Source organism: Mycobacterium sp. TH-M116, from assembly GCF_057473685.1.
Genome location: NZ_JBYCLC010000270.1, coordinates 1 through 24,418 on the forward strand (window position 1 = coordinate 1; position 24,418 = coordinate 24,418).

General features: G+C 68.6%; 24 protein-coding genes and 1 pseudogene. 8 read left to right on the forward strand and 17 right to left on the reverse strand.

Translation table 11 applies throughout. The features are described 5' to 3' along the window. On the forward strand, window positions 1-426 hold a 426-nt coding region (locus tag AC2VOK_RS13485), incomplete at its 5' end, for an LLM class flavin-dependent oxidoreductase (protein WP_428900928.1). Window positions 427-442: 16 nt separating this feature from the next. Here AC2VOK_RS13485 and AC2VOK_RS13490 read toward each other — a convergent pair. Next, entirely contained in the window at window positions 443-1,300 is an 858-nt protein-coding gene (locus tag AC2VOK_RS13490; protein WP_428900929.1) for a DMT family transporter, read from the reverse strand. Window positions 1,301-1,327: 27 nt separating this feature from the next. Beyond that, complete coding sequence (locus AC2VOK_RS13495; protein WP_428900930.1) at window positions 1,328-1,720, reverse strand: DoxX family protein; 393 nt, start codon at window positions 1,718-1,720, stop codon at window positions 1,328-1,330. A 183-nt stretch (window positions 1,721-1,903) separates the two neighbouring features. Here AC2VOK_RS13495 and AC2VOK_RS13500 point away from each other — a divergent pair, with 183 nt between their 5' ends. Next, a complete protein-coding gene (locus AC2VOK_RS13500; RefSeq protein ID WP_428900931.1) occupies window positions 1,904-3,079 on the forward strand; it encodes a thiolase family protein in 1,176 nt (391 codons plus the stop codon). Window positions 3,080-3,441: 362 nt separating this feature from the next. Here the strand turns inward: AC2VOK_RS13500 and AC2VOK_RS13505 are convergent, their stop codons facing one another. The 4 genes and pseudogenes from AC2VOK_RS13505 to AC2VOK_RS13520 all read right to left on the reverse strand — a co-directional run. Then, window positions 3,442-4,347: a haloalkane dehalogenase gene (locus tag AC2VOK_RS13505; RefSeq protein WP_428900932.1), complete on the reverse strand. Its 906-nt coding sequence runs from the start codon at window positions 4,345-4,347 to the stop codon at window positions 3,442-3,444. 247 nt (window positions 4,348-4,594) lie between these two features. Then, window positions 4,595-5,584, reverse strand: a complete 990-nt coding sequence (locus AC2VOK_RS13510) for an alpha/beta fold hydrolase (RefSeq protein ID WP_428900947.1) — start codon at window positions 5,582-5,584, stop codon at window positions 4,595-4,597. Between the two features lie 170 nt (window positions 5,585-5,754). Continuing rightward, complete coding sequence (locus tag AC2VOK_RS13515) at window positions 5,755-6,543, reverse strand: alpha/beta hydrolase (RefSeq protein ID WP_428900933.1); 789 nt, start codon at window positions 6,541-6,543, stop codon at window positions 5,755-5,757. Between the two features lie 25 nt (window positions 6,544-6,568). Next, a pseudogene (locus AC2VOK_RS13520) lies at window positions 6,569-7,234 on the reverse strand (sulfurtransferase); the annotation flags it as partial. A gap of 125 nt (window positions 7,235-7,359) precedes the next feature. On the opposite strand from AC2VOK_RS13520, the gene AC2VOK_RS13525 reads away from it, so the two are divergent. The 3 genes from AC2VOK_RS13525 (at window position 7,360) to AC2VOK_RS13535 (ending at window position 9,876) form a co-directional block, all read left to right on the forward strand. Continuing rightward, entirely contained in the window at window positions 7,360-7,908 is a 549-nt protein-coding gene (locus AC2VOK_RS13525) for a TetR/AcrR family transcriptional regulator (RefSeq protein WP_428900934.1), read from the forward strand. 20 nt (window positions 7,909-7,928) lie between these two features. Beyond that, window positions 7,929-9,260, forward strand: coding sequence for an APC family permease (locus AC2VOK_RS13530; protein ID WP_428900935.1), 1,332 nt, complete (start codon window positions 7,929-7,931; stop codon window positions 9,258-9,260). A gap of 139 nt (window positions 9,261-9,399) precedes the next feature. Beyond that, window positions 9,400-9,876: an MPT63 family protein gene (locus AC2VOK_RS13535; RefSeq protein WP_428900936.1), complete on the forward strand. Its 477-nt coding sequence runs from the start codon at window positions 9,400-9,402 to the stop codon at window positions 9,874-9,876. Window positions 9,877-9,995: 119 nt separating this feature from the next. Here AC2VOK_RS13535 and AC2VOK_RS13540 read toward each other — a convergent pair whose 3' ends face one another. Beyond that, the gene (locus AC2VOK_RS13540; RefSeq protein ID WP_428900937.1) at window positions 9,996-11,138 is read right to left on the reverse strand and encodes a glycosyltransferase; all 1,143 of its coding nucleotides are present in this window, start codon (window positions 11,136-11,138) and stop codon (window positions 9,996-9,998) included. A 141-nt stretch (window positions 11,139-11,279) separates the two neighbouring features. Then, window positions 11,280-12,869 carry a Na+/H+ antiporter gene (locus tag AC2VOK_RS13545; protein WP_428900948.1) on the reverse strand — a complete coding sequence of 530 codons (1,590 nt, stop codon included), beginning with the start codon at window positions 12,867-12,869 and terminating at the stop codon, window positions 11,280-11,282. 87 nt (window positions 12,870-12,956) lie between these two features. Between AC2VOK_RS13545 and AC2VOK_RS13550 the strand changes: the two genes are divergently transcribed. Beyond that, window positions 12,957-13,412 (forward strand): protease inhibitor I42 family protein, encoded by a 456-nt coding sequence (locus tag AC2VOK_RS13550; protein ID WP_428900938.1) that lies wholly within the window; start codon window positions 12,957-12,959, stop codon window positions 13,410-13,412. Between the two features lie 26 nt (window positions 13,413-13,438). Here the strand turns inward: AC2VOK_RS13550 and AC2VOK_RS13555 are convergent, their stop codons facing one another. The 6 genes from AC2VOK_RS13555 to AC2VOK_RS13580 form a co-directional block, all read right to left on the reverse strand. Then, window positions 13,439-14,713 carry an alpha/beta hydrolase fold domain-containing protein gene (locus AC2VOK_RS13555; RefSeq protein WP_428900939.1) on the reverse strand — a complete coding sequence of 425 codons (1,275 nt, stop codon included), beginning with the start codon at window positions 14,711-14,713 and terminating at the stop codon, window positions 13,439-13,441. 113 nt (window positions 14,714-14,826) lie between these two features. After that, on the reverse strand, window positions 14,827-15,981 hold the full coding sequence (locus tag AC2VOK_RS13560) for a PPE family protein (protein WP_428900949.1): 1,155 nt from the start codon (window positions 15,979-15,981) through the stop codon (window positions 14,827-14,829). A 47-nt stretch (window positions 15,982-16,028) separates the two neighbouring features. After that, entirely contained in the window at window positions 16,029-16,841 is an 813-nt protein-coding gene (locus AC2VOK_RS13565; RefSeq protein WP_428900940.1) for a PPE family protein, SVP subgroup, read from the reverse strand. 269 nt (window positions 16,842-17,110) lie between these two features. Continuing rightward, the gene (locus AC2VOK_RS13570; RefSeq protein WP_428900941.1) at window positions 17,111-17,668 is read right to left on the reverse strand and encodes an inorganic phosphate transporter; all 558 of its coding nucleotides are present in this window, start codon (window positions 17,666-17,668) and stop codon (window positions 17,111-17,113) included. Between the two features lie 186 nt (window positions 17,669-17,854). Beyond that, window positions 17,855-18,181 carry a ferredoxin gene (fdxA, locus tag AC2VOK_RS13575; protein ID WP_421528592.1) on the reverse strand — a complete coding sequence of 109 codons (327 nt, stop codon included), beginning with the start codon at window positions 18,179-18,181 and terminating at the stop codon, window positions 17,855-17,857. Window positions 18,182-18,213: 32 nt separating this feature from the next. Next, window positions 18,214-19,626, reverse strand: coding sequence for an FAD-dependent oxidoreductase (locus AC2VOK_RS13580; RefSeq protein ID WP_428900942.1), 1,413 nt, complete (start codon window positions 19,624-19,626; stop codon window positions 18,214-18,216). 80 nt (window positions 19,627-19,706) lie between these two features. Here AC2VOK_RS13580 and AC2VOK_RS13585 point away from each other — a divergent pair, with 80 nt between their 5' ends. Continuing rightward, a complete protein-coding gene (locus AC2VOK_RS13585) occupies window positions 19,707-20,651 on the forward strand; it encodes a LysR family transcriptional regulator (RefSeq protein WP_428900943.1) in 945 nt (314 codons plus the stop codon). Window positions 20,652-20,665: 14 nt separating this feature from the next. On the opposite strand, the gene AC2VOK_RS13590 is transcribed toward AC2VOK_RS13585, so the two are convergent. From AC2VOK_RS13590 to AC2VOK_RS13600, 3 genes are read right to left on the reverse strand one after another with little or no spacing between them, the layout of a single operon-like run. After that, the gene (locus tag AC2VOK_RS13590) at window positions 20,666-21,382 is read right to left on the reverse strand and encodes a sirohydrochlorin chelatase (protein WP_428900944.1); all 717 of its coding nucleotides are present in this window, start codon (window positions 21,380-21,382) and stop codon (window positions 20,666-20,668) included. Further along, on the reverse strand, window positions 21,379-22,122 hold the full coding sequence (locus AC2VOK_RS13595) for a phosphoadenylyl-sulfate reductase (protein ID WP_428900945.1): 744 nt from the start codon (window positions 22,120-22,122) through the stop codon (window positions 21,379-21,381). Before AC2VOK_RS13595 ends, AC2VOK_RS13590 begins: the two co-directional genes overlap by 4 nt. A gap of 46 nt (window positions 22,123-22,168) precedes the next feature. Continuing rightward, the gene (locus AC2VOK_RS13600; RefSeq protein ID WP_428900946.1) at window positions 22,169-23,836 is read right to left on the reverse strand and encodes a nitrite/sulfite reductase; all 1,668 of its coding nucleotides are present in this window, start codon (window positions 23,834-23,836) and stop codon (window positions 22,169-22,171) included. A gap of 493 nt (window positions 23,837-24,329) precedes the next feature. Between AC2VOK_RS13600 and AC2VOK_RS13605 the strand changes: the two genes are divergently transcribed. Further along, the coding region (locus tag AC2VOK_RS13605; RefSeq protein WP_428900950.1) for a hypothetical protein at window positions 24,330-24,418 on the forward strand (89 nt) is incomplete at its 3' end.

The following is a 24,418-nucleotide window of genomic DNA, read 5'->3' on the forward strand; positions in this document are numbered from 1 at the left end:
AACATCGCCGCCGGCGCGGCCAAGGCGGGGCGCGCGGCCTCGGACGTCGCGGTGATCGTGCCGGCGCTGACGATCGTCGGCGACAGCGACGAAGAACGCGACAGGGAACGAGAAGTGGTGCGCGCCAGCATGAGTTTCTACGGCAGCACCCCCAACTACGCGTTCATCTGGGACGAGGCCGGGTTCGAGGGCACGACCGCCCGGATCCGGGAGAAGCAGAAGGCCGGCGACTTCGCGGGCATGGCGGCCCAGATCAGCGACGACCACATCGCCGCCTTCGCCACCGAGTCGACCTGGGACGGGTTGGCCGACGCGCTGACCGACAAGTACGCCGGAATCGCCACCCGCCTGGTGCTCTACAACGCTCTGGGCGACGCGGAGCGCGTGGAGCGCTACGGCGAGGTGGCCCGCCGCGTGCGGGGGTGACGCCGTCGGGTGGCCTTCAGGTGGTCGTGGCCGCCTGGCCTCGGGCCAGCGCGACCGTCGCCGCGGCCATCATCGCGACGGACACTCCCAGCACGAGCAGGCCGCGGGTGCTGGTGTTCAACGTCTCGCCCAGCACCGTGACGCCGAGGGCCGACCCCACGAGCGGTTCGGCGACGGTCACCGCGGGTAGCGACGCGGTCAGCGGTCCGGCCCGGAACGCCGACTGCTCCCAGGCCGTCGCGGCGAGGGCCAGCACCGCCCACACGTACACCTCCGGTGTGCGCAGCAACGCCGGGATACCGTGGCCGAGCTGGTCGACGACGCCTTTCATCAGCACCGAGAACAGACCCCACAGCGAACCGGACAACAGTCCCAGCAGGAGTGCGGCCACCGAACCGGGGCGCAGGCGCGCGCCGAGCACGCAGAGGATCAGCGCGGGGCCCATGATCGCCACCACGATGCTCCACGTGTGCAGCGATCCTCGCGGGGTGCCCGCCTGCGGGTTGCCGACCGTCACCACCACCGTCACCGCGGTCGTGAGAAGCACGGCCCAAAGCCCTTGGCGGCCGGTGATTCTGCGGTGATTGGCGGCGGCGCTGACGAGCAGCGCGAACGGCAGCGAGGTCACCAGCAGCGCCTGCACCAGCACGACCGAGCCGAAGCCGAGCGCCGCGGCCTGCAGCCCGAACCCGGCGCCGGCCACCAGGCTGCCCACCCACCATTGCCGATCGCGCAGCAGCCGGCGGAACAGGGCGACGGTGCCGACCGTCTTCCGGGTGACCTGTTGGGCGGAGCGCTGCTGCACCACGTCCCCGATGCCCATCATCAGCGCGGCCGCCAACGCCAGCGCCGCCGCGATGTCGGTCGTGTCCACGGTGCCTGCCGGACTGCTCAGCAGGCCTCAGCTGTTGCGCCAGATCTTGAGTGCGACGGCAACCATCGGGATCTGAAGAGGCAGCCGGGCCAGCGCGGCAATGCGCATCGGCCAGGGCTTGCCCCACCACAGCCGGACCATGTTGACGTTGGCCGGGAAGACGCCGACGAACAGCACAGCGGCCGCCAGGGCCGCCGATCGCCGGGTGCGTTGCGGCACCAGCAGCGCTCCGACCGCGATCTCGGCTACGCCCGATGCGTAGGTGTAGGACCGGGCGCTGCCGGGGAGTTCGGCGGGCACGATGGTGTCGAACGGTGTGGGCATCACGAAATGCAGGGTGCCCACGCCGAGCAGCATCGTCGCGACACGGTAAGCGGCTGTCCGGCTGGCATCACGGTGAGCCAAGGAAGTAGTTGTCATGGACGTGAGCATGTCACCTGTCGACGGGTTTCTCGCGCGGCCGTGACGCGGTGGCGCGATTTCCGGCTTTTTCGCCGTCGCGTCACCCAATCCCGGAGGTCAACCCAGGCCATTACTATTGGTAATACAGTATTTGATACTATTCGCCGAATCTGACCGCTGAGCAGCTCGAGGGACGCAACCATGGCTACACCTGTGATCGTCGGAGCCGTCCGGACGGCGATCGGCCGCTCTTTCAAGGGCTCGCTCGTCAACACCCCGCCCGAGGCGCTGATCACCACCGTCCTGCCCGAGGTGGTCCGCCGGTCCGGGATCGAGCCGTCCACCATAGACGATCTCATATTCGCCGAATCGCATTATGGTGGAGGTGATTTGGCGCGATATGCGGCCACCGCCACGGGAATGGTGGATGTTCCCGGGCAGTCGGTGAACCGGCACTGCGCGGGAAGCCTCACTGCCATCGGTGCTGCCGCCGCACAGATCGGCTCCGGGATGGAGCGGGTCCTCATCGCCGGCGGTGTGCAGTCGCTGTCCATGACGCCCCTGACCAACTGGCGGATTCCCGGCCCCGAACTGAAGTTCCAGGAGCAGTGGATGCCCCCGACGCATGTCGAGACCCCGGACGCACCCGGTAAAGACATGTCGATCACGGTGGGCTGGAACACCGCCCAGGCGATCGGCATCACCCGTGAGGAGATGGATGCGTGGGCGGCGCGCTCGCATCAGCGTGCGATCGCGGCCATGGACGCGGGCAAGTTCGCCGAGGAGATCATCCCGCTGAAGATCACCCGGCCCGACGGTTCGATCACCGAGTTCTGCGTCGACGAGCACCCCCGGCGCGACACCACCGCCGAAAAGCTCGCCGGGCTCAAAGTGCTGCACCCCGAGATCGAGGGCTTCTCGATCACCGCGGGCAACAGCAGCGGCAGCAACGACGCCGCCGCGGCGGTCGCGCTCGTCGACCGCGAGCACGCCGACGCCGAGAATCTCCACGTGATGGGCACGGTCAGGGCGTGGGCCGCGGTGGGTGTGCCGCCCCGAGACACCGGCCTGGGTGCCGTCAAGGTCATCGGAAAGGTGTTGCAGCGGGCCGGTTTATCGGTCGCAGACGTCGCGCTGTGGGAGATCAACGAGGCCTTCGCCTCGGTGCCGATCGCGGCGTGCCGGCAATACGGCATCGACGAGGAGAGGGTGAACTTCTCGGGCAGCGGGTGCAGCCTCGGCCATCCCATCGCCGCCTCCGGTGCCCGTATGGTCACCACGCTGATCTATGAGCTGATCCGCCGCGGCGGCGGCATCGGCGTCGCGGCGATGTGCGCCGGCGGCGGGCAGGGCGGTGCTGTCGTGGTCGAGGTCTAGCCGAGGTCCAGCTGCGATCGCGAGGGCGGTCAAGCCGGGCCAAGCGGGTCGACGCCCTCGAGGTCTGGCCGCGCTCAATTGCAGAATGCGTTTCTCCTCCGCACCCGTGGGCAGCACCCAACCATGTCGCGGATCTGAAACCCACCACGTTAACCCGCAGTTCTATCGAAATGCTCTGCGCCGAAACGGTATTGACAAGGATGGTCCTCAACGTCGACACCGCCGTGCGCACGGCGACCACACCACGGTGCCGCGTTCCTGCCGAGAGCGACTGACGCCCGCGCGCGACCGGGCGCGCGGCGCCGTCGGCGGCATCATGATGCGTGGCGTGGTGCGCCAGCTCAACACCCGGTGACGCGCACTCAGCAAATGGCCTGCTGCCAGGACAGGACGCGTTCGGCCAGTTCCGGTCCGCGGTCCTCCTGAATGAAGTGACTGGCGTTGATGCGGGCGTGCGGCTGACCCGCCGCGCCGGGAATGTGGTTGATCAGGGGACGGTCGGCACGCCCGAGGATGGGGTCGCGGGTGCCGAAGATGGCAAGGAACGGCTTTTCCCAGTGGCCCAGGGCGTCCCAGGCGGCCCGGTTGGCGGGGATGGCAGGGTCGTCGGGCGAGGTCGGCACCAGCTGCGGGAAGGCCCGGGCCCCGCCTTGGTATGCCTTGTCCGGGAAGGGGGCGTCATATCCGGCCCGCACCTTGGCGGAAACCCGTCGGACGGTGCCCGCGGCGACCAGGCGGCCGGCGGGCAGCACGGGGGAGTAGCGCGCGAAGGCCCGCCATGCGTTGAACGCGGGAGGGGTGCTCTGCCGGGCCGTGGGCAGAAATCCGTTCGCCACCACCAGCCTCGCGATCCGGTCGCTCTGCTCGGCGGCGATACGCAGGCCGATCAGCGATCCCCAGTCCTGGACGAACAGCGTGACGTCTGTGAGGTTGAGTTGCTCGAACCACGAGGTCACCCACTCGACGTGGCGCAGGTAGGTGTAGTCCTCGACCCGGCTGGGCTTGTCGGAGCGGCCGAAACCGATCAGGTCGGGAGCGAGCACCCTGTTTCCCGCGTCGGCCAGCGGCGGGATCATCGTCCGATACAGGTAGCTCCAGGTCGGCTCGCCGTGCAGCAGCACGATCGGGGGGCCGTCGACGGGACCTTCGTCGAGGTAGTGCATCCGCAACGGTCTGGTGCCGCGCGCCGTCACATCGAGGTAGTTCGCTACGAACGGATAGCCCTCCAGGTTTTCGAAACGGGCGTCTGGGGTTCGCAGCACATGCATATTCAGTACCTCCGGTGGGCGGACACCACTGCAAGCCTCTCTCCGCGTCGCGAATTCGTCCAGTAGAAGTTTTCGGCACTCCTGTTACCCCACGCCGAAGAGGTTGTGGCGAGGCCGCCGGCACGCGACACCGTCCGGCAGCGTACCGCTCATGTCCGGCGTCTGTGTAGAGGAGACCGACGCCGCCGGCCGCGCGGCGCCGGCCAGGACGCAGGTCCGGGTGAGCGCGCCTGCTCGTCGTCACCGGTTAGACGGAGGTCTTGTCGATCAGAACCGCCCCGTCGGACTGGTCGCCGAGCGTCTGCAGCGGAATCTCCACGCCCTGCGCGGTCAGGCGAACGACCTGAGCCAGCTGTCCGGGGGCGTCGCACTGCAGATAGTGATCGGCGGTGGGAACAACCCAGTAGCGGTTGCGGCCCGGCTTGTTCTTCAGGTAGGTATGCCAGACATGGTTGGGCACGCGCAGGGGCGCGATGCTGTCGTGCAGGCCCCAGACCAGCGTGGCGTTGACGCGACTGGTGGAAAGCGCTTCGAGCCAACTGGTTTCGTCGGCGGCGCGCTCGTGCAGATACTTGATGGTGTCGGGCAGCACCCGAATCCCGTCGTTGTGAGCGAAACACTTTGCCAATGCGGCGATCTCGGGGTCTTCCAGTGTGCGCCGGGGCATGAAGGCGCCCGCCCCCATGCCCGTCGCCAGCATCTCCGGGGTGACCGCGGCCGCGGTGTCGCGCGCGGTCGCCGGGTCGAGCAACGCGGTCTGGAACGAGGTGAGGTTGGACAGCGGGAGGTAGATGTTGGCGTTGGTGAGGAACAGGTCGGCGGGAACCGCCGGCGGGTCCTGTTCTGCCAGCATGCCGAGCGCGATCATGGCGACGCTGCTGCCGCGGTCGTGGCCGAGCATGCGGTACTCGGTCAGCTGCCAGACCCGGGTGATCGTGTCGACGAGCAGGCGTGCGTCGTCGTACAACGAGTACACGTAGGGTTCGGGTGGCTTGTCGGACAGCCCGTAGCCCGGGAAGTCCAGGACGTGGATGTCGAACTCCGAGCTCAGCTCGCCCGACAAGGTGTAGTAATCGATGCTCGACGTCGGGAAGCCGTGCACGAGCACCAACGCGGGTGCGCCGGGGGTTCCGCACCGGCGGCTGAACACCGTCACCTCGGTCCCGTTGTTGGCCGCCGTGGTCGACCGCCAACGAAGCTGCGTGCTGTCCTTCTGCCACTCCGCGAAGATGTCCAAGGTGTCAGCATCGCAGAGGCGATGGTGGTTGGACAACTGCCCGTGCCCCATGCCGCGCCTCTTGCCTCCTCCGACGCCGGCGTAGCCGGCACAGCATCGCCGCGCTGACATCGATGGCGATCGTGGCGTTGCCGTCACGCCGGTCTGCCAAGGCGTCTTCCTTCCGGTCCCTACGGCACGGACTCCAGCCATGCGTGGAGGCGTTCGGCCACGACGGCCCAGTTCGGCTCGAGCATCATGTCGTGGCCCATGTCGGGAAAGATCTCCGCCCGGGTCTGGTAGGCGGCCGCGGTCGCACGCACTTCCGGCTGGGTGAAACACACGTCGTTCGCCGCGCCCAGCACCAGCACCGGGGTCGAGACGAGTTGGGGCCGGGGCAGGTTCAGCCACAGCATGTCCAGGATGTGCTTTCCGACGTATTCCTCGTCAAGGCAGGCGGTGTGGCGCGCTACGTCGGCCTCGGCCGTCCACGCCGAGAAGAAGGTTTCGCGGGCCAGGCCCGGCGTCCCGCCGACGCTGCGCAACGACTTGGTGACAGCCAGGTTGCCCGCGGTGAGCCAGGGATGGCGCCGGAACCTGCGCAGCAGGAAACCGGCGATCCCGCGCGGCGGTACCGAGGCGAGCAGCGCGGCAGCCGGCGCCGCATGCGACTCCAGATACTTCTGCACGACGAACCCGCCCATCGAGTGCCCTACGACGACCGGTCGCCGGGGCAGCGTCCTGGCCACCGAGTCGACGTCGTCGACGAAGTCGGCGATCGAACACAGCTGCATGGGTTTGGGCGCGTGGCTTTTTCCGTGGCCGCGCAGGCTCACGGCCAGCGACCGGTAACCCCGATCGGCGAAGAAGTCCAGGAAATGCTCGTCCCAGCACCAGGCGCCATGCCAGGCGCCGTGGACGAACAGCACCGGCGGAAGCCGCGATTCGCGGCGGGGCCCCTTGTCGATCACCTCGAGCATCAGCCTGATCCTATTGGCCGGTGCACTATTCCGGACCGCGGCTCACGGCGCGGGCCGGATCCGAACTCCACTCCGACCACGACCCCGGATACAGCGCCGCCCGGCGGCCCGTCGCGGCGAGCGCCGCGATCGTGATGGTGGCGGTGACGCCCGAGCCGCAATAGACGCCCACCTCGCCGTCGACACTCCGGTCGGACAACAGCCGGCGCAGAGCCTCATCGCCGAGGAACGTGCCGTCGGCCGCCAGGACGTCGCCGCTGGGCAGGTTCTTTGCGCCCGGGATGTGCCCGGCGATCGGGTCGAGCGGTTCGACGTCGCCGCGGAAGCGCTCCGGCGCCCGCGCATCCAGCAACGTCACGCGCCCCGAGCCCGACCGCTCGGCGGTCAACGTGGGCCGGCGACCGGAATACAAATTATTGTGCGGCACAGTCACATTCCCCACGCGCGGGGTGGCGTGGCCGGTTTCGAGGCGGTGTCTGGCCGACCGCCAGCCGCCGAGCCCGCCGTCGAGGATGCGCACGTCGGCGAGCCCGGCCGCCGTCAGCACCCACCACGCCCGCGCGGAGCCCGCTCGATTCCAGTCGTCGTACACCACGACCACGTCGTCGTGCCGGACGCCCCACCGGCGCGCGGCCGCCTCCAGGTCGCGGCCCGACGGCAGCGGGTGACGAGTTCGGTGACGGTGATCAGCACCCGGTCGCGCGCCTGCACGCGGTCACCTCCTCGTCGCCTCGGAGGAAGCCTAGCCGCGCGCTGAGCCGAGCGGCGGTCTCGCAAACCGACCACTGGTCGGTTACCAGCCCGAGGACCGCCCGCGTGCCCCGGGTCGTGAAGCATCCCGACGTCCGCAGGGCCGAACTGCTCGACCTGGCGGCGGGGCTGTTTTTGCGGCGCGGCTATGACAACGTCAGCCTCGACGATCTGATCGCCGCCGCCGGCATCTCCAAAGGGGCTTTCTACCAATGGTTTCCGTCGAAGGAGGCGTTGATCGCGGCGCTGGCCGAACGTGGCGCGCGCTCGGCTTTCGACGCGGTCGAAAAGGTCGTCGCCGAATGCGAGGGTGACGCGATGGCCCGGCTCAACGCCGCGCTGCGGGCCGGTTTCGACGTCAAGATGCGCATGGCCGCACCGGAGCAGCTGGCCGCGATGGCGTCGTTGCTGCGCCCGGACAACGCCCATCTTTGCGGGCGCGTGCTGGCCGCCGAGGAAGCGCTGTTCCTGCCCCTGTTGACGCGGCTGGTCGCCGAGGGGGTCGGCGAGGGGGTGGCCGCGGACCGCATCCTGGGCCTGCCCGACGGAAGCATCGCCACACTCTCGCGCGCCCAGGTCGAGGCGATGGTCGCGGCGCCGCCCCGACATTGCTGACCGCACCCTAAAGTTGGCGGATGCCGTCCGCACGCCCCTCCGACACCGGCGGTCGGCGTCCCGCAGGCGAACTCGGGGTGGCGGCGCTGGTGTCGATCGGCATCGGCGGCATGGTCGGTGGCGGCATCTTCTCGGTGCTCGGCCTGACGATGCAGATCGCCGACGCGGGCGCCTACCTGTCGTTCGTCGCCGGTGGGGTGATCGCGGCGCTGACCGGGCGCTCGTATGCGCTGCTGTCGGTGCGCATCCGCAGTCGCGGCGGCACCGCGTTCTTCCTGGACAAATGCTTCGGCACCACGATCGCCGGGCCGCTCAACGTGCTGTTGTGGCTGAGCTACTTCGTGATGCTCGGGCTGTATGCGGTCGCCTTCGGCAGCTACGCGGCCGCGCTGCTGGGCGTCGATCCGGCCGGCCCCTGGCGCCGCGTGCTGGCCAGCGGGGTCGTGCTGGCCTTCGCGGCACTGAACCTGGCCGGTGCCCGCATCGTCGGGCGCACCGAAGCTTTCCTGGTCTACGGCAAGCTGGCGATCCTGCTGCTGTTCTGCGTCGCGGGGCTGGCTTTCGTGCACGGCGAACGGGTTTCGCCCGCCCACTATCCGTCGCCGGGTGTGATCGTCTACGCCGGTGCGCTGATCTTCCTCGGGTATGAAGGTTTCGAGCTGATCGCCAACGCCGCCGAGGACGCGAAGGATCCGCGGCGCAGCCTGCCGCTGGCGTACGGGATCTCGATCGGCGTGGTGATCGCCCTTTACGTCCTGGTCGCCTTCGTCGCCGTCGGCAACCTGAACCTCGCGCAGATCGACCGCGACCGTGACTACGCGCTGCCCGTCGCGGCGCGTCCGTTCCTGGGCTCGGCGGGTTTCAACCTGATCGGCATCGCGGCGGTGGTCTCCACCGCGAGCGCGATCAACGCGACCCTCTACGGCACGGGGAAATTCACGTATCTGATGGCGCGTGACGGCGAGCTGCCGGCCGCGCTGACCCGGTCCGTCTGGGATCGCCCGGCCGGGGGCCTGCTCGCGACGACCGTCGGCACCCTCGTCGTGGTCAACGCCGTGGACATCGAGGGCATCAGCCTGATGGGCTCGGCCGGGTTCCTGCTCATCTTCGCCGCGGTCAACCTCGCGGTGCTGCGCTTCCGCGTCGCCCGCTCGACCAAGGCGGTCGCGGTCGGTGGCGCCGCAGCCTGTTTGGGTGCGTTCGCCGCGATGACGGCCTACGCGGCCACCACGATGCCCCAACAGCTCTGGATCCTTGGCGGTTTCCTGCTGGGTGCGCTGGTCGTCGAGGGCGCGGTGCGACTGCGGGGACGGCGGGTCAGCCATCCGCCCGCGCTATTCCCGCAGGAGTGACCGCGCTGTCGAGTGAGGTCTTTTCTGTGGCGATTGGGCCGAACGGCCCTAGCGAGGCGCGCGTGGGGCGGAGACACTGGGCTCATGGAGTCGGCTGTTCGCCGACGACGTCGTTGCTCACACGAGTTGGGAGGACATGATGAAGATCAGCTCGTTGATTGTGACAGTGACAACCGCGGTCTTGGCGATGGCCGGGATCGCGGCCGCACCAGCCGCCTCGGCGGCTTACCCGATTGTCGGCAAACTGGGCAGCGAGCTGACGATGACCGACACCGTCGGCCAGGTCACGCTGGCCTACAAGGTCAGCGGTCTGCAGCCCAGCAGCGACGCGACGCCGGGATACACCCCGGCCGGCAAGCTGTGGGAGGCCACGGTCACCGTCCGCGCGATCCAGGGCAGCGTCACCCCGGCCATTTCGCAGTTCAACGCCGTCGCCCCCAACGAGGCCGCCTATCGGGTGCTGTGGTTCGTCGCGAGCCCCACCAACATCAGCGGGGCCACGATTCCCGAAGGTGCAGAATCGACCGGCAAGATCCACTTCGACGTCACGGGACCCTCGCCGAACACCGTCACGATGAACAACGGGATGGAAGACCTCCTCATCTGGGGCCCGTAGGCGCGAACTCAGAGGGCTTTCACCGAACGTGAAACCACAGCGAGATTTCGGCCGAAAACGCGCCGTGGTTTCACGTTCGGTGAACCGCAGGCAGTGTGCAGCCAGGTCGGGTCGGACAGCTAGGCGGTGCGCTCCGAATCGCCGCCTCGGCCGCCGCCGCTGGTGTCCAACGAGGCCAGCATGCCGGCCGCGGCCCGCTGCCAGGTGAAGACTTCCGCGCGGCGCCGCGCGGAGGACCGACGGTGGAATTCGGGCCGACGGACGACGGCGCCGACCGCGTGGGCGATGGCGCGAGGGTCGTTGTCGGCCAGGGCGCCGCTGTCGGGGGTGACGATCTCGGTCAGCGCAGACGTGCGCGACACCACGGCCGGCGTACCGCACGCCAGCGATTCCAGCGCAGCCAGTCCGAAGGTCTCGTGCGGCCCGGGCGCGAGCATCACGTCAGCCGACGCCAGCAGCCCCGCCACGGTGTGCCGATCGTCGATGAACCCGGTGAAGTCGATCGGCAGCCGGGCGGCCTGCCGCTCGAGCCGGGCCCGTAGCGGCCCCTCGCCGACGACCAGCAGCCGGGCATCGACGCCGGCATGGTGCAAGCTGCCGAGCGCGTCGATGCTGCGGTCGACCCGCTTCTCCACCGACAATCGGCCGCAGTGGACCAGCAGGATCTGCTGCGGCGCGGCCCAGCGCCGGCGCACCAGGTACGAGTGGCGGCGCGGATGGAACGTCTGCAGGTCCACGCCCAGCGGGACGGTGACGGTGTTCGACGCGCCGATACGGTCGAACTCCTCGCGCGCGAAGTCCGTCGTGCACACCACGGTGTCGTAGTCGGCCGCGGTGCGCCGGTTGGCGAAGTCCGCAAACTTCTGGGCGGGGCGGCGCGGGAGTATCTGTCCCACAAGGCGATCCAGGCGTTCGTGGGAGATCATCACCGTTCTGGCGCCGTGGGCGCGGCCCCACCGGCCAAGCGACCGCAGCGTCAGCCGGTCGGACACCTCCAGCGCGTCGGGTTCCAGGGCCCCCAGCAAGGCTTTGACGGGGCCCGGCAACACCGCTCGATAACCGCCGGTCAGCGGAATCAACCTGGCGGGTAAAGTGATTCGGACCACTCCCGTCGGCAGCAGGTTCCGTTCGGCGGACGGACCGGGAACGATCAGGAAGACCTCGTGCCCGCTGGCGCAATACTCCGCGCCCAGTCGGTCCACCGCGGTGCGCAGGCCACCGGACCGAGGGCCGTAGAAGTTGGCAACCTGGACGACACGCATACCGTGAGGACACGCGGTGCGCGTGTGCAGTCCACGATGCCCAACCGACGATGGCCTGAACAGTCCGTGAATTCCGTGCCCGGTGCCCCGTGGGTCACAGTTCGGGTGGCCGATCGGCCCGCCGGGCTTCAGCCTGGTCGATCAGTCCCCGTCGGTGGGGTCGAGGAGTTGCACTTCCTCCAAATCCATCTCCTCCTGCAGCTCGCGCAGCACGATGTCGTCGATGAGGTTCTGGTTGCGCAGCGCGGTGATCTCGCGGCGCTTGTGTTCGAGCACCCCGAGGCGCACCCGCCGAACCAGATCGTTGCGTTCGACCAGCTCGATGGACCCCGAGCTGTCGCCTGCGGTGATGAGCGCCGCGTGTTCCTCGTATTCCTTGCGGATCCGGCCCAGCAGCTGCTCGTCGACGCCGAGTTCGCCGGCCACCAGTGGCAACGTCGTCAACGCGGCTCTGGTGCCGCGGCTGCGGGCCAACTGCAACTCCTTCGCGAGGGAGAGGTCCTCGGGCAACCGGGCCCAGCGGACCACGGCGGGCAGCGTGCTGCCCTGCACGATGACGGTGACCAGGATCACGACGATCACCACGAAGACCAGCATGTTGCGGTCCGGGAACGGCGCGCCGCTCAGGGTGGTCATCGGCACGGCCAGGGCCGCGGCCAGTGACACCGCGCCGCGGAATCCCGCCCAGGCGGTGACGAAGCGCATCCGCCAGCCGATGCGGCGGGCGCGTTGCATCTCGCGACGATCGAGCAGGCGGAAGACCGCAGCGGTGATCTCGCCCCAGAAGATCCGGGACCCGACCACGACGCCGGTGATCGCCAAAGCGATACAAGCGGCGTGCCGGATCCCGCCCTCGACCCCGGCGATGCCGCGCAGTGCGCCCGGGATCTGGACTCCGACGAACACCCACAGCGAGCCGTTGATCAGGAAGGTCGCGATGTCCCAGAACGCATACGACTGCAACCGCGACCGCGCCCGGATCACCACCGGCCCGTAGTAGGTGAGCATCAAGGCGGACACGCCCACCGCGACCACACCGCTGCAGTTCAGCGAATCGGCCAGCAGGAACGCCGCGAAAGGCGTCAGTAGGCTCAAAGCGCCTTCCTCGAGTGGTGCGTCGAGGCGGCGCCGCACCACGATCACCAATCCGCCGACCACGAGTCCGGAGACGATGCCGCCGACGTAGGAGCCGACGAACCGGACGACCAGGTCCAGAGGGCCGACCGCGGCGCCGCCGATCGCGACATGCACGGTCAGCGCGAACAGCACGAGCGCGGTGCCGTCGTTGACGATGCTCTCGGCGCGCAGCACGGTCAGCGAGCGGCGCGGCAGCCGCTTTCCCAGGCCGGCCACAGCGGCGGCGTCGGTGGGGGACAGCACAGCCCCGAGGACCGCGGCCGCGTGGGACTCCATGCCCAGCGCCCGCGCTGTCCACGACACAGCGACCGCGGTGGCGATGACCAGCGCGACGCTGAGGAACACGATCATGCGCGCGTTCTTGCGGATCTCGCGGAAGCTGGTGTTCAAGGCCTCCCAGTACAGGATCGCCGGCAGGAACAACAGCAGCACGATCTCACCGTCGATCCGCACGTCGCCGAATCGGGGGATCAGGCCCAGCAAACCCCCGAGCAGGATCAGCAGCACCGGCGGGCCGACGCGGTAGCGATGGCCCAGGACCGTGCCCACGATGACCGCGGACACCAGCGCAACGATCACGACGAGCCCGAACACCCGGCCCATCCTGCCGGACATGCGAGCCTCGCGGCGCGCACCCGTCTGCATTCGGACACCGGGCGGCAATATTAGGCTGCAAGGGCCATGGGGGTACAACTGCTGCTGACGAAGATCAGGTTGATGGTGACGGTCATCGCGCTCGTCTCATCGGCATCGTTGGGCTGCTCGTTCCAGTCCAGGAACCCTTCGTCGAACAAAATCCTGCAGGTCTCGATGAACGACGTGCTGCACAAGGACAACATCACCCAGAACGTCACGCTCGATGTCGGCAACACCCTCACGGTGAAGCTGGGCTCGAACTACTCGACGCCCTACCGATGGCAGGCGGACGCGCGAATCGGCGATTCCTCGATCATCCGGCAATCTGGCCACCGGTATGTGCAACCGACCACCGAGCGGATGGGAGCGCCGGGCACCGAGGTGTGGACGTTCGACGCGCTGAAACGCGGAACCACGACGGTCACCACGTACTACTCCAGCTTCGTGGGTAAGGACAGCAAACCGGCGTGCACCTACACCGCGATCGTGACCGTGCAGTGAGACCGGCGCGGTGCCCCGAGCGATCCTTACGCGGCAGAAACCTGGCGCCGCTTGGCGTAGACCTCGGCCAGGAACTGCTCGACGGCGACCGCCGCGTGCGCCGCGCGCGCCGAGCCGAAGATGTCGAAGGCGTGCTGGGTGTAGGGCAGTTCGGCGTACACCACGGGCTGTTGGCTGACCGGCCGCAGGGCGCCGACGAAGGCACGCGCCTGCTCGACGGGAACCAGCGAGTCGTTGCGGCCGTGCAGGACGAAGAAGGGGGGCGCGTCGGCGGACACGTGGTCGACCGGTGACGCCGTGCGGTAGATCCCCAGGTTCGTCGAGGGTCGTTGCTTCATCACCGACTTCACGAGAAGCCCCGGCATCATGGGGTGCATCGCGTCGTTGAAACGGGTGAAGTCGTAGACGCCGTAGAACGGCACCGCGGCCTGCACCCCGGTGTCGGCGTCTTCGAACCCCGGCTGGAACTGCGGGTCGTTGGGTGTCAGTGCCGCCAGCGCGCAGAGGTGCCCCCCGGCCGAGCCGCCGGTGATGGCCACGAAGTCGGGGTCGCCGCCGTATGCGGCGATGTGCGCCTTGACCCAGGCCAGGGCGCGCTTGACGTCGACGATGTGGGCGGGCCAGGTGTTGCGTGGGCTGTGCCGGTAGTTGATCGCCACGCAGATCCAGCCCAGCTCGGCCAGGTGGCTCATCAACGGGTGGGCTTGTCCGCGTTTGTTTCCCAGCGTCCACGCCCCGCCGGGAATCTGGAACAGCACCGGCGCATTGCCGGCCGGGTCGAGGTCCGGGCGCCGCCAGATGTCGAGGCGGTTGGCGCTGCCGTATTCGCCGTAGCTGATGTCGGAGTCGTGGGCATAGTCGCGGTAGATGCGCATCATGCGCAGCACTCCGGGCGCCTTGGCGGTGCCGCTGCCGGCCGGCCGGCGCCACAGGTCCGCCGACTCGGTGAGACGGGCCGGTCCCAGCCCGCTGTCCAGCGCCGCGGCCAGCGGAACATTCGCCCGGTGGCCGGCGCGGCTGAAGTTGACCAGGCCCAGCGCCGAGATTCCCGCCACCAGCCAGGCGGCCGCGCGCACCGGCCGGTCGAGGCGGCGGGCGGTGGCCGCGAGCCCGCCGAGCTGACTGACCAGCGTCTGCAGCGGCAGCTCGGTGACCACCATGCCGAAGATGAACGAGAACAGCGACAGGTAGCCGCGGCGAGCCAGTGGCCGGTAGGCGTTGAGAGTGGAAACCGCGGTCACTGCCGTCACCACCAACGACCCGATTTGCCTGAGGGCATGGACGACTCGAGCTTCCGGCATGTCGTCACCCTACGAGGCGGCACGCACCCGGCTGCCACCCAGCCCGGCAGTCCGGCGGCGTGGCACGTGCATGCGCCGGGCTCGCACCGGCACTGCGGCCCCGCGGAATTTCGTCATGCCAGCACGTTCTTGGGCATCACGGTGGGTTTGACGCCGTAGCGCGGACCGCTGAAGCCCAGCGACTTCCCGCCCGCGGTCATCGTCGGCATCCCGGCCGGCACCGCTGTCACCTCGTCGTCGGGCGCGACGGCCCAGCCCGAACCATCCAGCGCCGCGGCCGGCTCCGCGGGCGGGGCGGCCGCCGACCAACTGGCCGGCACCGACAACTGGCCCACGGTGGACGCCTGGGCGACCCCTGCCAGCACCGGGGTTCCGGTCACTGCGCCCGCGGCGGCCGGCTCCGTCGCGTCCACCAGCGCGGTTCCGCCCACACCGCCTGCCAGAGCCCCGGCGCCCGCCGAACCGGCGGCGGCCCCCGAGGCCGCGTTGACGGTGTGTCCCAGCAACACCGAGATCGGTATGGTTTCCATGGTGAACCACGCTGAGGTGTCGACGGCGCCGTCGATGGCGTTCGCCACGAACGGGATACTCAGGAAGCTGTCGAGTGAGCCGGCCTGGGCGGGCGCCGCCAGAGCGGCCACCGCGTGGGGCGCGGCCGAGATCAACTGCGTCAGGCCGGCCTGCATGGGAGTCGACGCGGCTGCCTGGGTGACCGCGGCGGCCTGACCGGCCAGCCCGGCCGGGTTGGCGATCGGTGTGGGTGAGGTCAGCGGGTTGAGTACACCGGCGCGCGCCGAGGACGCGGCGTAGCCGTACATGGCGGCGGCGTCCTGGGCCCACATCTCGCCGTAGTGGGCTTCGGTCGCCATGATGGCCGCCGTGTTGAGGCCCAGGACGTTGGTCGCCACCAGTGCCGCCAGTTGGGCCCTGTTCGCCGCGATCTCCGGCGGAGGAACGATCATCGCGAACGCGGTCTCGAAGGCAGCCGCCGACGCCGCGGCCTGCGTGGCCGCGTGCTCGGCGTGCGCGGCGGTCGTGTTGAGCCACCCAAGGTAGGGCTCGACGGCGGCGGTCGCCGATGCCGATGCCGGACCCGTCCACTGCTCGCCGGTGAGCTCTGCCATCACCGACTCGTAGCCGGCTGCGGCGGTGCTCAACTCTGCGGCCAGGCTGTTCCACGCCGACGCGGCCGCCATCATCGGCGCGGCGCCCGCACCGGCGTACATGCGTGCGGAGTTGACTTCGGGGGGCACTGCGCCAAAATCCATCATGACAGGCTCCTAGTCGCTCGATTCCAGGTGTGATGCGGTGGTTGTCAGACGCCCGCGGGGCGCCCCATCACGGTGGGCTTGACACCGTAGCGCGGGGCGCCGAGTCCGCCGCCCCTGCCGGCCGCGGCGGCCGACGGCACTCCGGCGGGCACGGTGGTCACCGAGGTGCCGTGGGTGGGCGGGGGAGTCCAACCGGCCAACGTCGCGGCGCCCGGGCTGAGCGCCGGCGTTGCGGGGCCTGCGGCCCAGGAGGGCGGCACCGAGAGACGGCCGACCGAGGCCGCCTGCCCCAGACCCGCGGCGATCGGAACCCCACCAGAACCCGTCGGGTACGGGTGGGACGATCCGGCCAACCCGACCTGCGCGCCGGGAGCGGTTCCCAGACCGCTTTCCTCTGACGTCAGCAGCCCACCACCGGCCAGCCCGAGCAGGTCCGATGCGGCGGAGGAATAGTTTCCGGCACCGACGTTGATGATGTTGGCCAGACCGCCGGACAGCCCCGATGGTATGAGCCCGGCGCTGGTCGTATTGGTGGTACCCGTCAGCGCCGACAGCGGTGAGGAGGCCGCGATCGAGTTGGCCGACTCGGTCATCGCATACGACCCGGCGCTGGTCCCCAACGTCTTCACGAACAGCTCGTGGATCGCCGCGGCCTGGGCGCTGACGGACTGGTACAGGTTGCCGTAGGCCGCGAAAACCGCCGCCTGCAGAGCCGAGACCTCGTCGGCGCCTGCGGGCGCAACGCCAGTGGTCGGGAGCGCGGCGGCCGTGCTTTGATCGGACAGCGCAGCACCGAGGGTCTGGAGTTTGCCCGCTGCATAGGTCAGCGCTTCGGGGTAGGTGGTCACGAAGGACATCGATGTCTCCTTTTGGCTCTCGCCAGAATTGGGTGCATGTCGTGACTTGAGCGACGGCCGGCTGCCGCCAGGTTCATTTGTAGTCGTCGTGACGTGCGCAGACAGCGAATCGACACACCGCCGGAAGGCAAAGGACGGATGATCGAGGAGATCGCCCTCAAGCTAGCCGGCTCCGCCGAACGTGAACTCAGGGCGAGAAATCGACCAAAATCTCGTCGTGAGAACACGTTCGGCGCAAGGCCGCCGCGCCGTCCTCGCGGTGGCGGTACTCAGAAGGCGGCGTTGAGCGCGAGAAGACCGAGCGAGCCTAAGATTGCCGCCGACGGCAGGGTGATGACCCACGCCAGGGCGATCGGCTTCATCAGGCCCCAGTTGGTGGACCGATTCACCATGCCGACGCCGAGGACGGCGCCGATGAGAATGTGAGTGCTGGAAACCGGCAGACCCAGAACGGTCGCGCCCATGACGACACCGGCCGCGGACAGTTCGGCGGTGAATCCCGATGCCGGGTGCATCTCGGTGAGGTTGTGTCCCACGGTGGTGATCACCCGACGGCCGATGAACCACAGCCCCGCGATCACGGCGACGCCGAACGTCGGCATGGCCGCAGCGGGTACCGCCGCGCTGCCTTCGATGCTGTTGGTGCGCAGGACATCCAGAACCGCCGCGAACGGACCGATGGCGTTGGCGATGTCATTGCCTCCGACGTTGAAGGCCATGAACATCCCGACGACGGTGGCCAGCACCAGGATGATCTCGTTCCCGGTGGAGCCGACGTAATCGAACGCCCACCCCGAGAACAGCAGGAATGCGCCCGCCGGCAGCATGCCGAACCACAGGTGCCAGTTTCGGTCCGGTCCGAGAAATCCGGTGGATTGTGGCGTCGTCGACCGTGAGAGGCAGCAGCCTAGGCGACGGCGGCCAGCCAGAGGTGAACGTGCGATGAACAGCTGCGCCGAAATGCAAGAAGCCGGCCTCTGACGACGCTGTCAGAGGCCGGCGTGGTACTGGTCCTAAGTCGCTTCGGCGCGGCTTTCCAGATTCTTGACCGGCGCGGGGTCGTTTTCGGTCAATCCGACCTTTGCCGCGCCACCGGGTGAGCCCAGCTCGGCGAAGAAGTCGGCGTTGATCTGGGCGTACTCGCTGTACTCGCCGGGCAGGTCATCCTCGTAATAGATGGACTCGACCGGGCAGACCGGTTCGCAGGCACCGCAGTCGACGCACTCGTCGGGGTGGATGTAGAGCATCCGGGCGCCCTCGTAGATGCAGTCGACGGGGCACTCCTCGATGCATGCCTTGTCTTTGATGTCGACACAGGGTTCCGCGATCACGTATGTCACAGTGGTTTTCCTTCCTTGATTGCGCTCGGCGATCAGCCGTGTGCGATTCGCAGCAGCTCGGACAGGTTGGCCAGCTTCGCGCGGGGGCGGCCATGGGCCTCGCCGGCCTCGCGCTCGCAGCGGTCGATGCGCTGCCAGTGCTCGGCGGTGACCAGCTGAGGCTGACGCGAGGCCAGCCACTCGGCGAGCTCGCCGGTGTAGTCCCCGCTGTGCTCGGCCTGCCCGGATTCCCGCGCCGCGTGCAGATCGGCGAGCAGGGTGTCGACGGTCTCCTGAGAGCACTTCTTGTTGGTGCCGATCACGCCGGACGGTCCGCGTTTGATCCAGCCGGCCACGTACTCGTTGCGGCTGCCCTCGATGCGGCCGTTGACGTGGGGGATCGTGGCGGACCTGTCGTCGAAAGCCAGGCCCGGGACGGCCACCCCTCGGTAGCCGACCGAGCGCACCACGAGTTGCGTGGGCAGCTCCTCGCGTGCCCCGGTGTCCTTGGCCACCATCCGGCCGTTGGCGTCGGTGACCAGCTCGTTGCGGCCCAGCACGATGCTTTCGACTTTGTCGGTTCCCTTGATCTCGATCGGAGAGGTGAAGAACCGCAACACGATTCGCCGGTTGTCGGGATTGGCGGTGCGGCCGGCGTACTCACGGAGGATTTTGATGTTGTTCTTGGTGATCTTGCCCGCCGCGGCGGCGTCCTCGTCGCTGATGTTCTCCAGGTCGGCGGGGTCGACCACCACGTCGACGCCCTCGAGCTCGCCCAGTTCGCGCAGCTCCACCGTCGTGAACGCGGCCTCCAGGGGGCCGCGGCGACCTACCAGCATCACCTCGTTGACGCCGCGGGTCCGCAACGACTCCAGGGCGTGGTCGGCGATGTCGGTGACCGCGAGCACGTCGGGCTCAGTCACCAGCATGCGGGCGACGTCGACGGCCACGTTGCCGTTGCCCACCACAACCGCACGGGCTCCCGACAGGTTGGGGGCCATCGCCTCGAAGTACGGGTGCGCGTTGTACCAGCCGACGAAGTCCGTCGCGGCCACGCTGCCGGGGAGGTCTTCGCCGGGGATCCCCAGCGCGCGGTCCGACTGGGCGCCGACAGCGTAGATCACGGCGTCGTAGCGCTCCGCGAGCTCGCCGGCCTGCACCTGCTCGCCCACCCGTATGTTGCCGAAGAAGCGGAAACGGGGGTCCTCGGCGGTTTTCTCGAACTGCGCGCTGACGGATTTGATCTTGGGGTGGTCGGGGGCGACACCGGACCGTACCAACCCCCAGGGGGTGGGCAGCATTTCCAGCATGTCGATGGCGACGTCGAAGTCTTCGGAGTTGTCTGCGGCCTTCAGCAGCGACGCTGCCGCGAAGAATCCTGACGGCCCGGAACCCACGATCGCGACGTGGTAAGGACGTCCCCGGTCCAGTGTCGGTGTCTGTGCCTCATTGGTTGCACGGGTCATGGTTCTCATGGTCGTCGTCGCGACAGGCCGCGAGTAGAGGTTTCGACGTTGTGGTGTCACAAGCTATCGTTGTGCCAACGATGCCGCTCAGCCCCCGCATGCCCGATCTGGCCTCTTTCGAGGTGTTTTTGGCGATCGCAGAAACGGGCAGCCTGGGCCGCGCCGCGCGCGAGCTCGGATTGACCCAGCAGGCCGTGTCGAGGCGGCTGGCGTCGATGGAGGCCCAGGTCGGGGTCACGCTGGCCGTCCGGACCACCCGGGGCTCACAGCTGACGCCGGCCGGTGTGCTCGTCGCCGAATGGGCGACCCGCCTGCTCGAGGTCGCCGGTGAAGTCGACGCGGGTATGGGCTCGCTGCGCAAGGAGGGCCGCGAGAAGATCCGGGTGGTGGCCAGCCAGACGATCTCGGAGCAGCTGATGCCGCACTGGCTGGTTTCCCTGCAGGCTGCGGCGGCCCGCCGCGGCGATGCGGTACCGCAGGTGATCCTGACCGCCACCAACAGCGAGCACGCGATCGCCTCGGTGCGCGACGGCGGCGCCGACCTCGGCTTCGTCGAGAACCCCGGCCCACCCAAAGGGCTGGGCAGCGCCGTGGTGGGCCACGACGAGCTGGTGATCGTGGTACCGCCGACCCACAAGTGGGCCCGGCGCTCGGGGGCCGTCACCGCCCGGGAACTCGCGGAGACGCCATTGGTCGCACGCGAACCTCACTCGGGTATCCGCGACTCGTTGACCGCGGCGCTGTGTCGCGCGCTGGGCGAGGACATGCAGCAGGTGCCGCCCGTCTTGGAGTTGACCTCGGCCGCGGCCATGCGCGCGGCGGTGCTGGCCGGCGCGGGACCGGCGGCGATGAGCAAGCTCGCGGTCGCCGACGACCTGGCGATCGGGCGGCTGCGCGCCGCCCATATTCCCCAGCTGGACCTGCGGCGCCAATTCCGGGCCATCTGGGTGGGCGGGCGCACCCCGCCGGCGGGAGCGATACGCGACCTACTCAGCCACATCACGTCGGTCGGGCCGAGACAGTGAGGGGGCAGCCGACGTCAGGCCGCGGTTTCCTCGGCCAGCGCCTGTTCGTAGCGGTCCAGCAAGATCTCGGCGACCAGCGGGTGGTCGCCCAGCGGCGCGGCCATCGGGATGCCGTTCTCGCAGGCGTAGGTCGACACGCGGTCGGTGATCAGGCCCGGCGCCAGGAACCACGGCGCCATGACGACCCGGCGAGCCCCTCGGCGCCGCACCTGACGGATCGCCTGGGTGACCGACTGATCGGGCCGGGTCGCGAAGGCGATCGTCGCCTCAGCCCAGCGGGTGCCGTCGGCCAGCATGGCAGGCACCTGCGCGGTGCGGGCGTTGACCGCCGTGTGCGACGAGCCGATCGCGACCACCACCACGCCGAGTTCGTCGTCGTCCGGGGACACCCCCAACTCGCCGAGTCGCTCGTGCAGGACTGACACCAGCCGGGCGTCTTCACCGAGCACGTCGGCTTGGCGCACGCCCAGCGCGCCGGTCTCCGCGATCTGTTTGGGAATGTCCAGCCGCGCGTGGTACGCGCTGGCCAGCAGGAACGGGCTGATCACTGCGGGGTGGTTGTCCGGCAGGCCGGCCAGCACGTCGGCGAAGTTCGGGGCGTTGAGCTCCAGGAACCCCAGCCGCACGTCCAGTCCTCGCCGCATCCTCCTCAGCCGTTCGGCCACGGCGTGCGCATTGGCGGCCGATCGCGGGTCGCGGCTGCCGTGCGCGGTGAGGATCAGCGTGCTCACGAGCTATGCAGCCCGCATTCGATCTTGCCCTGGCCCTGCCAGCGTCCGCTGCGCGGGTCGGCGCCCTCGACCGGCTTGGCGGTGCAGGGGGCGCAGCCGATCGACGGGTAACCCTCGTCGATGAGCGGGTTGACCAGCACACCGTGCTTGTCGATGTAGTTGTGCATGTCCTCGTCGGTCCAGGCGGCCAGCGGGTTGACCTTCACCAGCCCGAACGCCTCGTCGAAGCTGACGAAAGGGGCGTTGGCGCGGGTCGGGGCCTCCACCCGGCGGATCCCGGTGACCCACGCGGAGTAGCCGCTCAACGCCTTGCGCAGCGGAACGACTTTGCGCAACCGGCAGCACTCGTTGGGGTCGCGGGAGAACAGGTCCTTGCCCAGCAGCTCGTCCTGCTCGGCCACGGTGTGCTCCGGGGTGACGTTGAGGATGTGCACGTCATAGACGGATTCCACCGCGTCGCGGGTGCCGAGCGTCTCGGCGAAGTGGTAGCCCGTGTCCAGGAACAGGATCGGCACACCGGCGCGCACCTGGGCGGCCAGGTGCACCAGCACCGCGTCCTGCATGTTGGAGGCGACGATGTAGCGGCTGGTCGACCAGTCGCGGGGACCCGCGACTGGACCGAAGTGCTCGTCGGTCCAGCGCAACATGTCCTCGGCGCTGGCGCCCTCGAGCTCGGCCGCGCCGCGCTCCGCCAGCTCACGCAACTGCTCCTCGGTGAAGTTGTTCACCACTTCGGTCATTTCACTGTGTCCTTAGGTCGTAACGGCCTGAGTAGTTGTCGGCGTGCTATCGAAGGTCGGCTTCCTCGGCGCGCACGGCCCAGCTGGCGAAGCGCTCGCCGTCCTCACGCTGATCCAGGAACTTGCGGGTCACCCGGTCGATGTAGTCGCCGAGTTCGGCGCTGGTGACCTTGTGTTGGCGCAGTTTGCGCCCGAAGTTGCTCTCCATGCCGAGGCCGCCACCGAGGTGGACCTGGAAGCCCTCGACGGAGGTGCCGTCGCCGTTGTCGATCCACTGGCCCTTGAACCCGATGTCGGCGACCTGGATGCGCGCGCAGGAGTTCGGGCAGCCGTTGATGTGGACGGTGATCGGCACGTCGAGTTTGTCGTTGACGTCGGCCAGGCGCTCTTCCAGCTCGGGCACCAGCGACAGCGCCCGCACGCGGGTCTCGGCGAACGAGAGCTTGCAGAACTCGATGCCGGTGCAGCCCATCGTCCTCTTGCGCCAGTTCGAGGGGTTCGACGGCAGGCCCAGCTTGTCCAGCTCGGCCACCATGTAGTCGACCTTGTCGTCGGGCACGTCGAGGATGATCAGCTTCTGGAAGGGGCTGAACCGGGCCCGGTCAGAGCCGACCTGCTCCATCAGGTCGGCCACCTTCTGCAGGATGGTGCCCGAGACACGCCCGGCGATGGCGGCGACGCCGATCGCGTTGCGGCCGTTTTTGATCTTCTGAACACCGACGTGGTCGATCGGCTGCTTGGCCGGCTCGGGCGCCGGGCCGTCGATCATCTTGCGCTTGAGGTACTCGGTCTCCATGACCTCGCGGAATTTCTCCACGCCCCAGTCCTTGACCAGGAACTTGATCCGGGCCTTGGCGCGCAGTCGCCGGTAGCCGTAGTCGCGGAACACCGCGGTGACGGCCTCCCAGACGTCGGGCACCTCGTCGAGGGGGACCCACACGCCGACGCGCTGGGCCATCATCGGGTTGGTCGACAGGCCACCGCCCACCCACAGGTCCATGCCGGGGCCGTGTTCGGGGTGGTTGACGCCGATGAACGCGACGTCGTGGGTCTCGTGGGAGACGTCCTGCAGGCCCGAGATCGCGGTCTTGAACTTACGCGGCAGGTTGGCGTATTCGGGGTTGCCCAGGAAACGGCGGATGATTTCGTCGATGGCGGGCGACGGGTCGAGCACCTCGTCGAGGGAGTCGCCGGCCAGCGGGCTGCCGTGGATGCCGCGGGGGCAGTCGCCGCAGGCCTCGGTGCTCGACAGGCCGACGGTTTCGAGCCGGCGCCAGATCTCGGGAATGTCCTCGATCTTGAGCCAGTGGTACTGCAGGTTCTCCCGGTCGCCGATGTCGGCGGTCTCGCGGGCGAACTCGGTGGAGATCTGGCCCATCACCCGCAGGGTGTTGGCCGACATCGGCTTGCCGTCGGAGCGCACTCGCATCATGAAGTACTTGGATTCGAGCTTGTCGATGTTCTCGTCGCCGGTCCAGCCGCCGTCGTAGCCCTGCTCACGCTGGGTGTAGAGGCCCAGCCACTTGAAGCGGAACCGCAGATCGGACTTGTCGATGCTGTCGAAGCCCTCTTTGGCGTACTTGTTGATGACCCGGTCGCGCGCGTTCAGCGGGCCGTCGTCGTGTTTGATCTGCTCGGCGTCGTTGAGGGGGTCGCGGCTTCCGAGCGCCCACTGGCCTTCATCTCGAGTCTTGGCGGGACGGGCTGTGGTCATGGCGTCTCCTTCTCGAACGTCGCCGGCGGCGGATTACCGGCCTGAACACCGCGCGCCGCGCAGGTGACTCATTTGGGCTGCACACCCCCGCAGCAGGCGTCTCACTCGTAGGCTAGCTCGACTTCGACAACGATGCCGGTCGGCAAGAGTTGCCCGCAGGCACAACATTGGACCTACGGGTCACGACATTCATGGTGCGCCGGTTGATCGGAGGCCAGTAGAGGTGTCGTCGTTGTGAGCCCACAAGCCGTTGTTGTGTGTGCGGCTTCACGTTGACGGTACTTCTCTTGTGTGTGAGGTTGATCCCAGGATACGGAAAATATTGTAGGACAGTCTGTTTCGATAACGACGAACGTCCTCTGGGCTCCGTGGTTCCGATGTCGTGGTGGGCCGATCGCTGCCCAGGGCATTAGTCTTGGAAAATGGCACGGTAATCGATTCCCAGTTGGCTTGCGTTTGTCCTGGCGGCGTGAGCCCTGGCTGAAAGGTTCGTATGAGCGCCGACACTGTTCACGAGGTGATCGTCATCGGTTCGGGTCCTGCGGGTTATACCGCGGCGTTGTACACCGCGCGGGCGGAGTT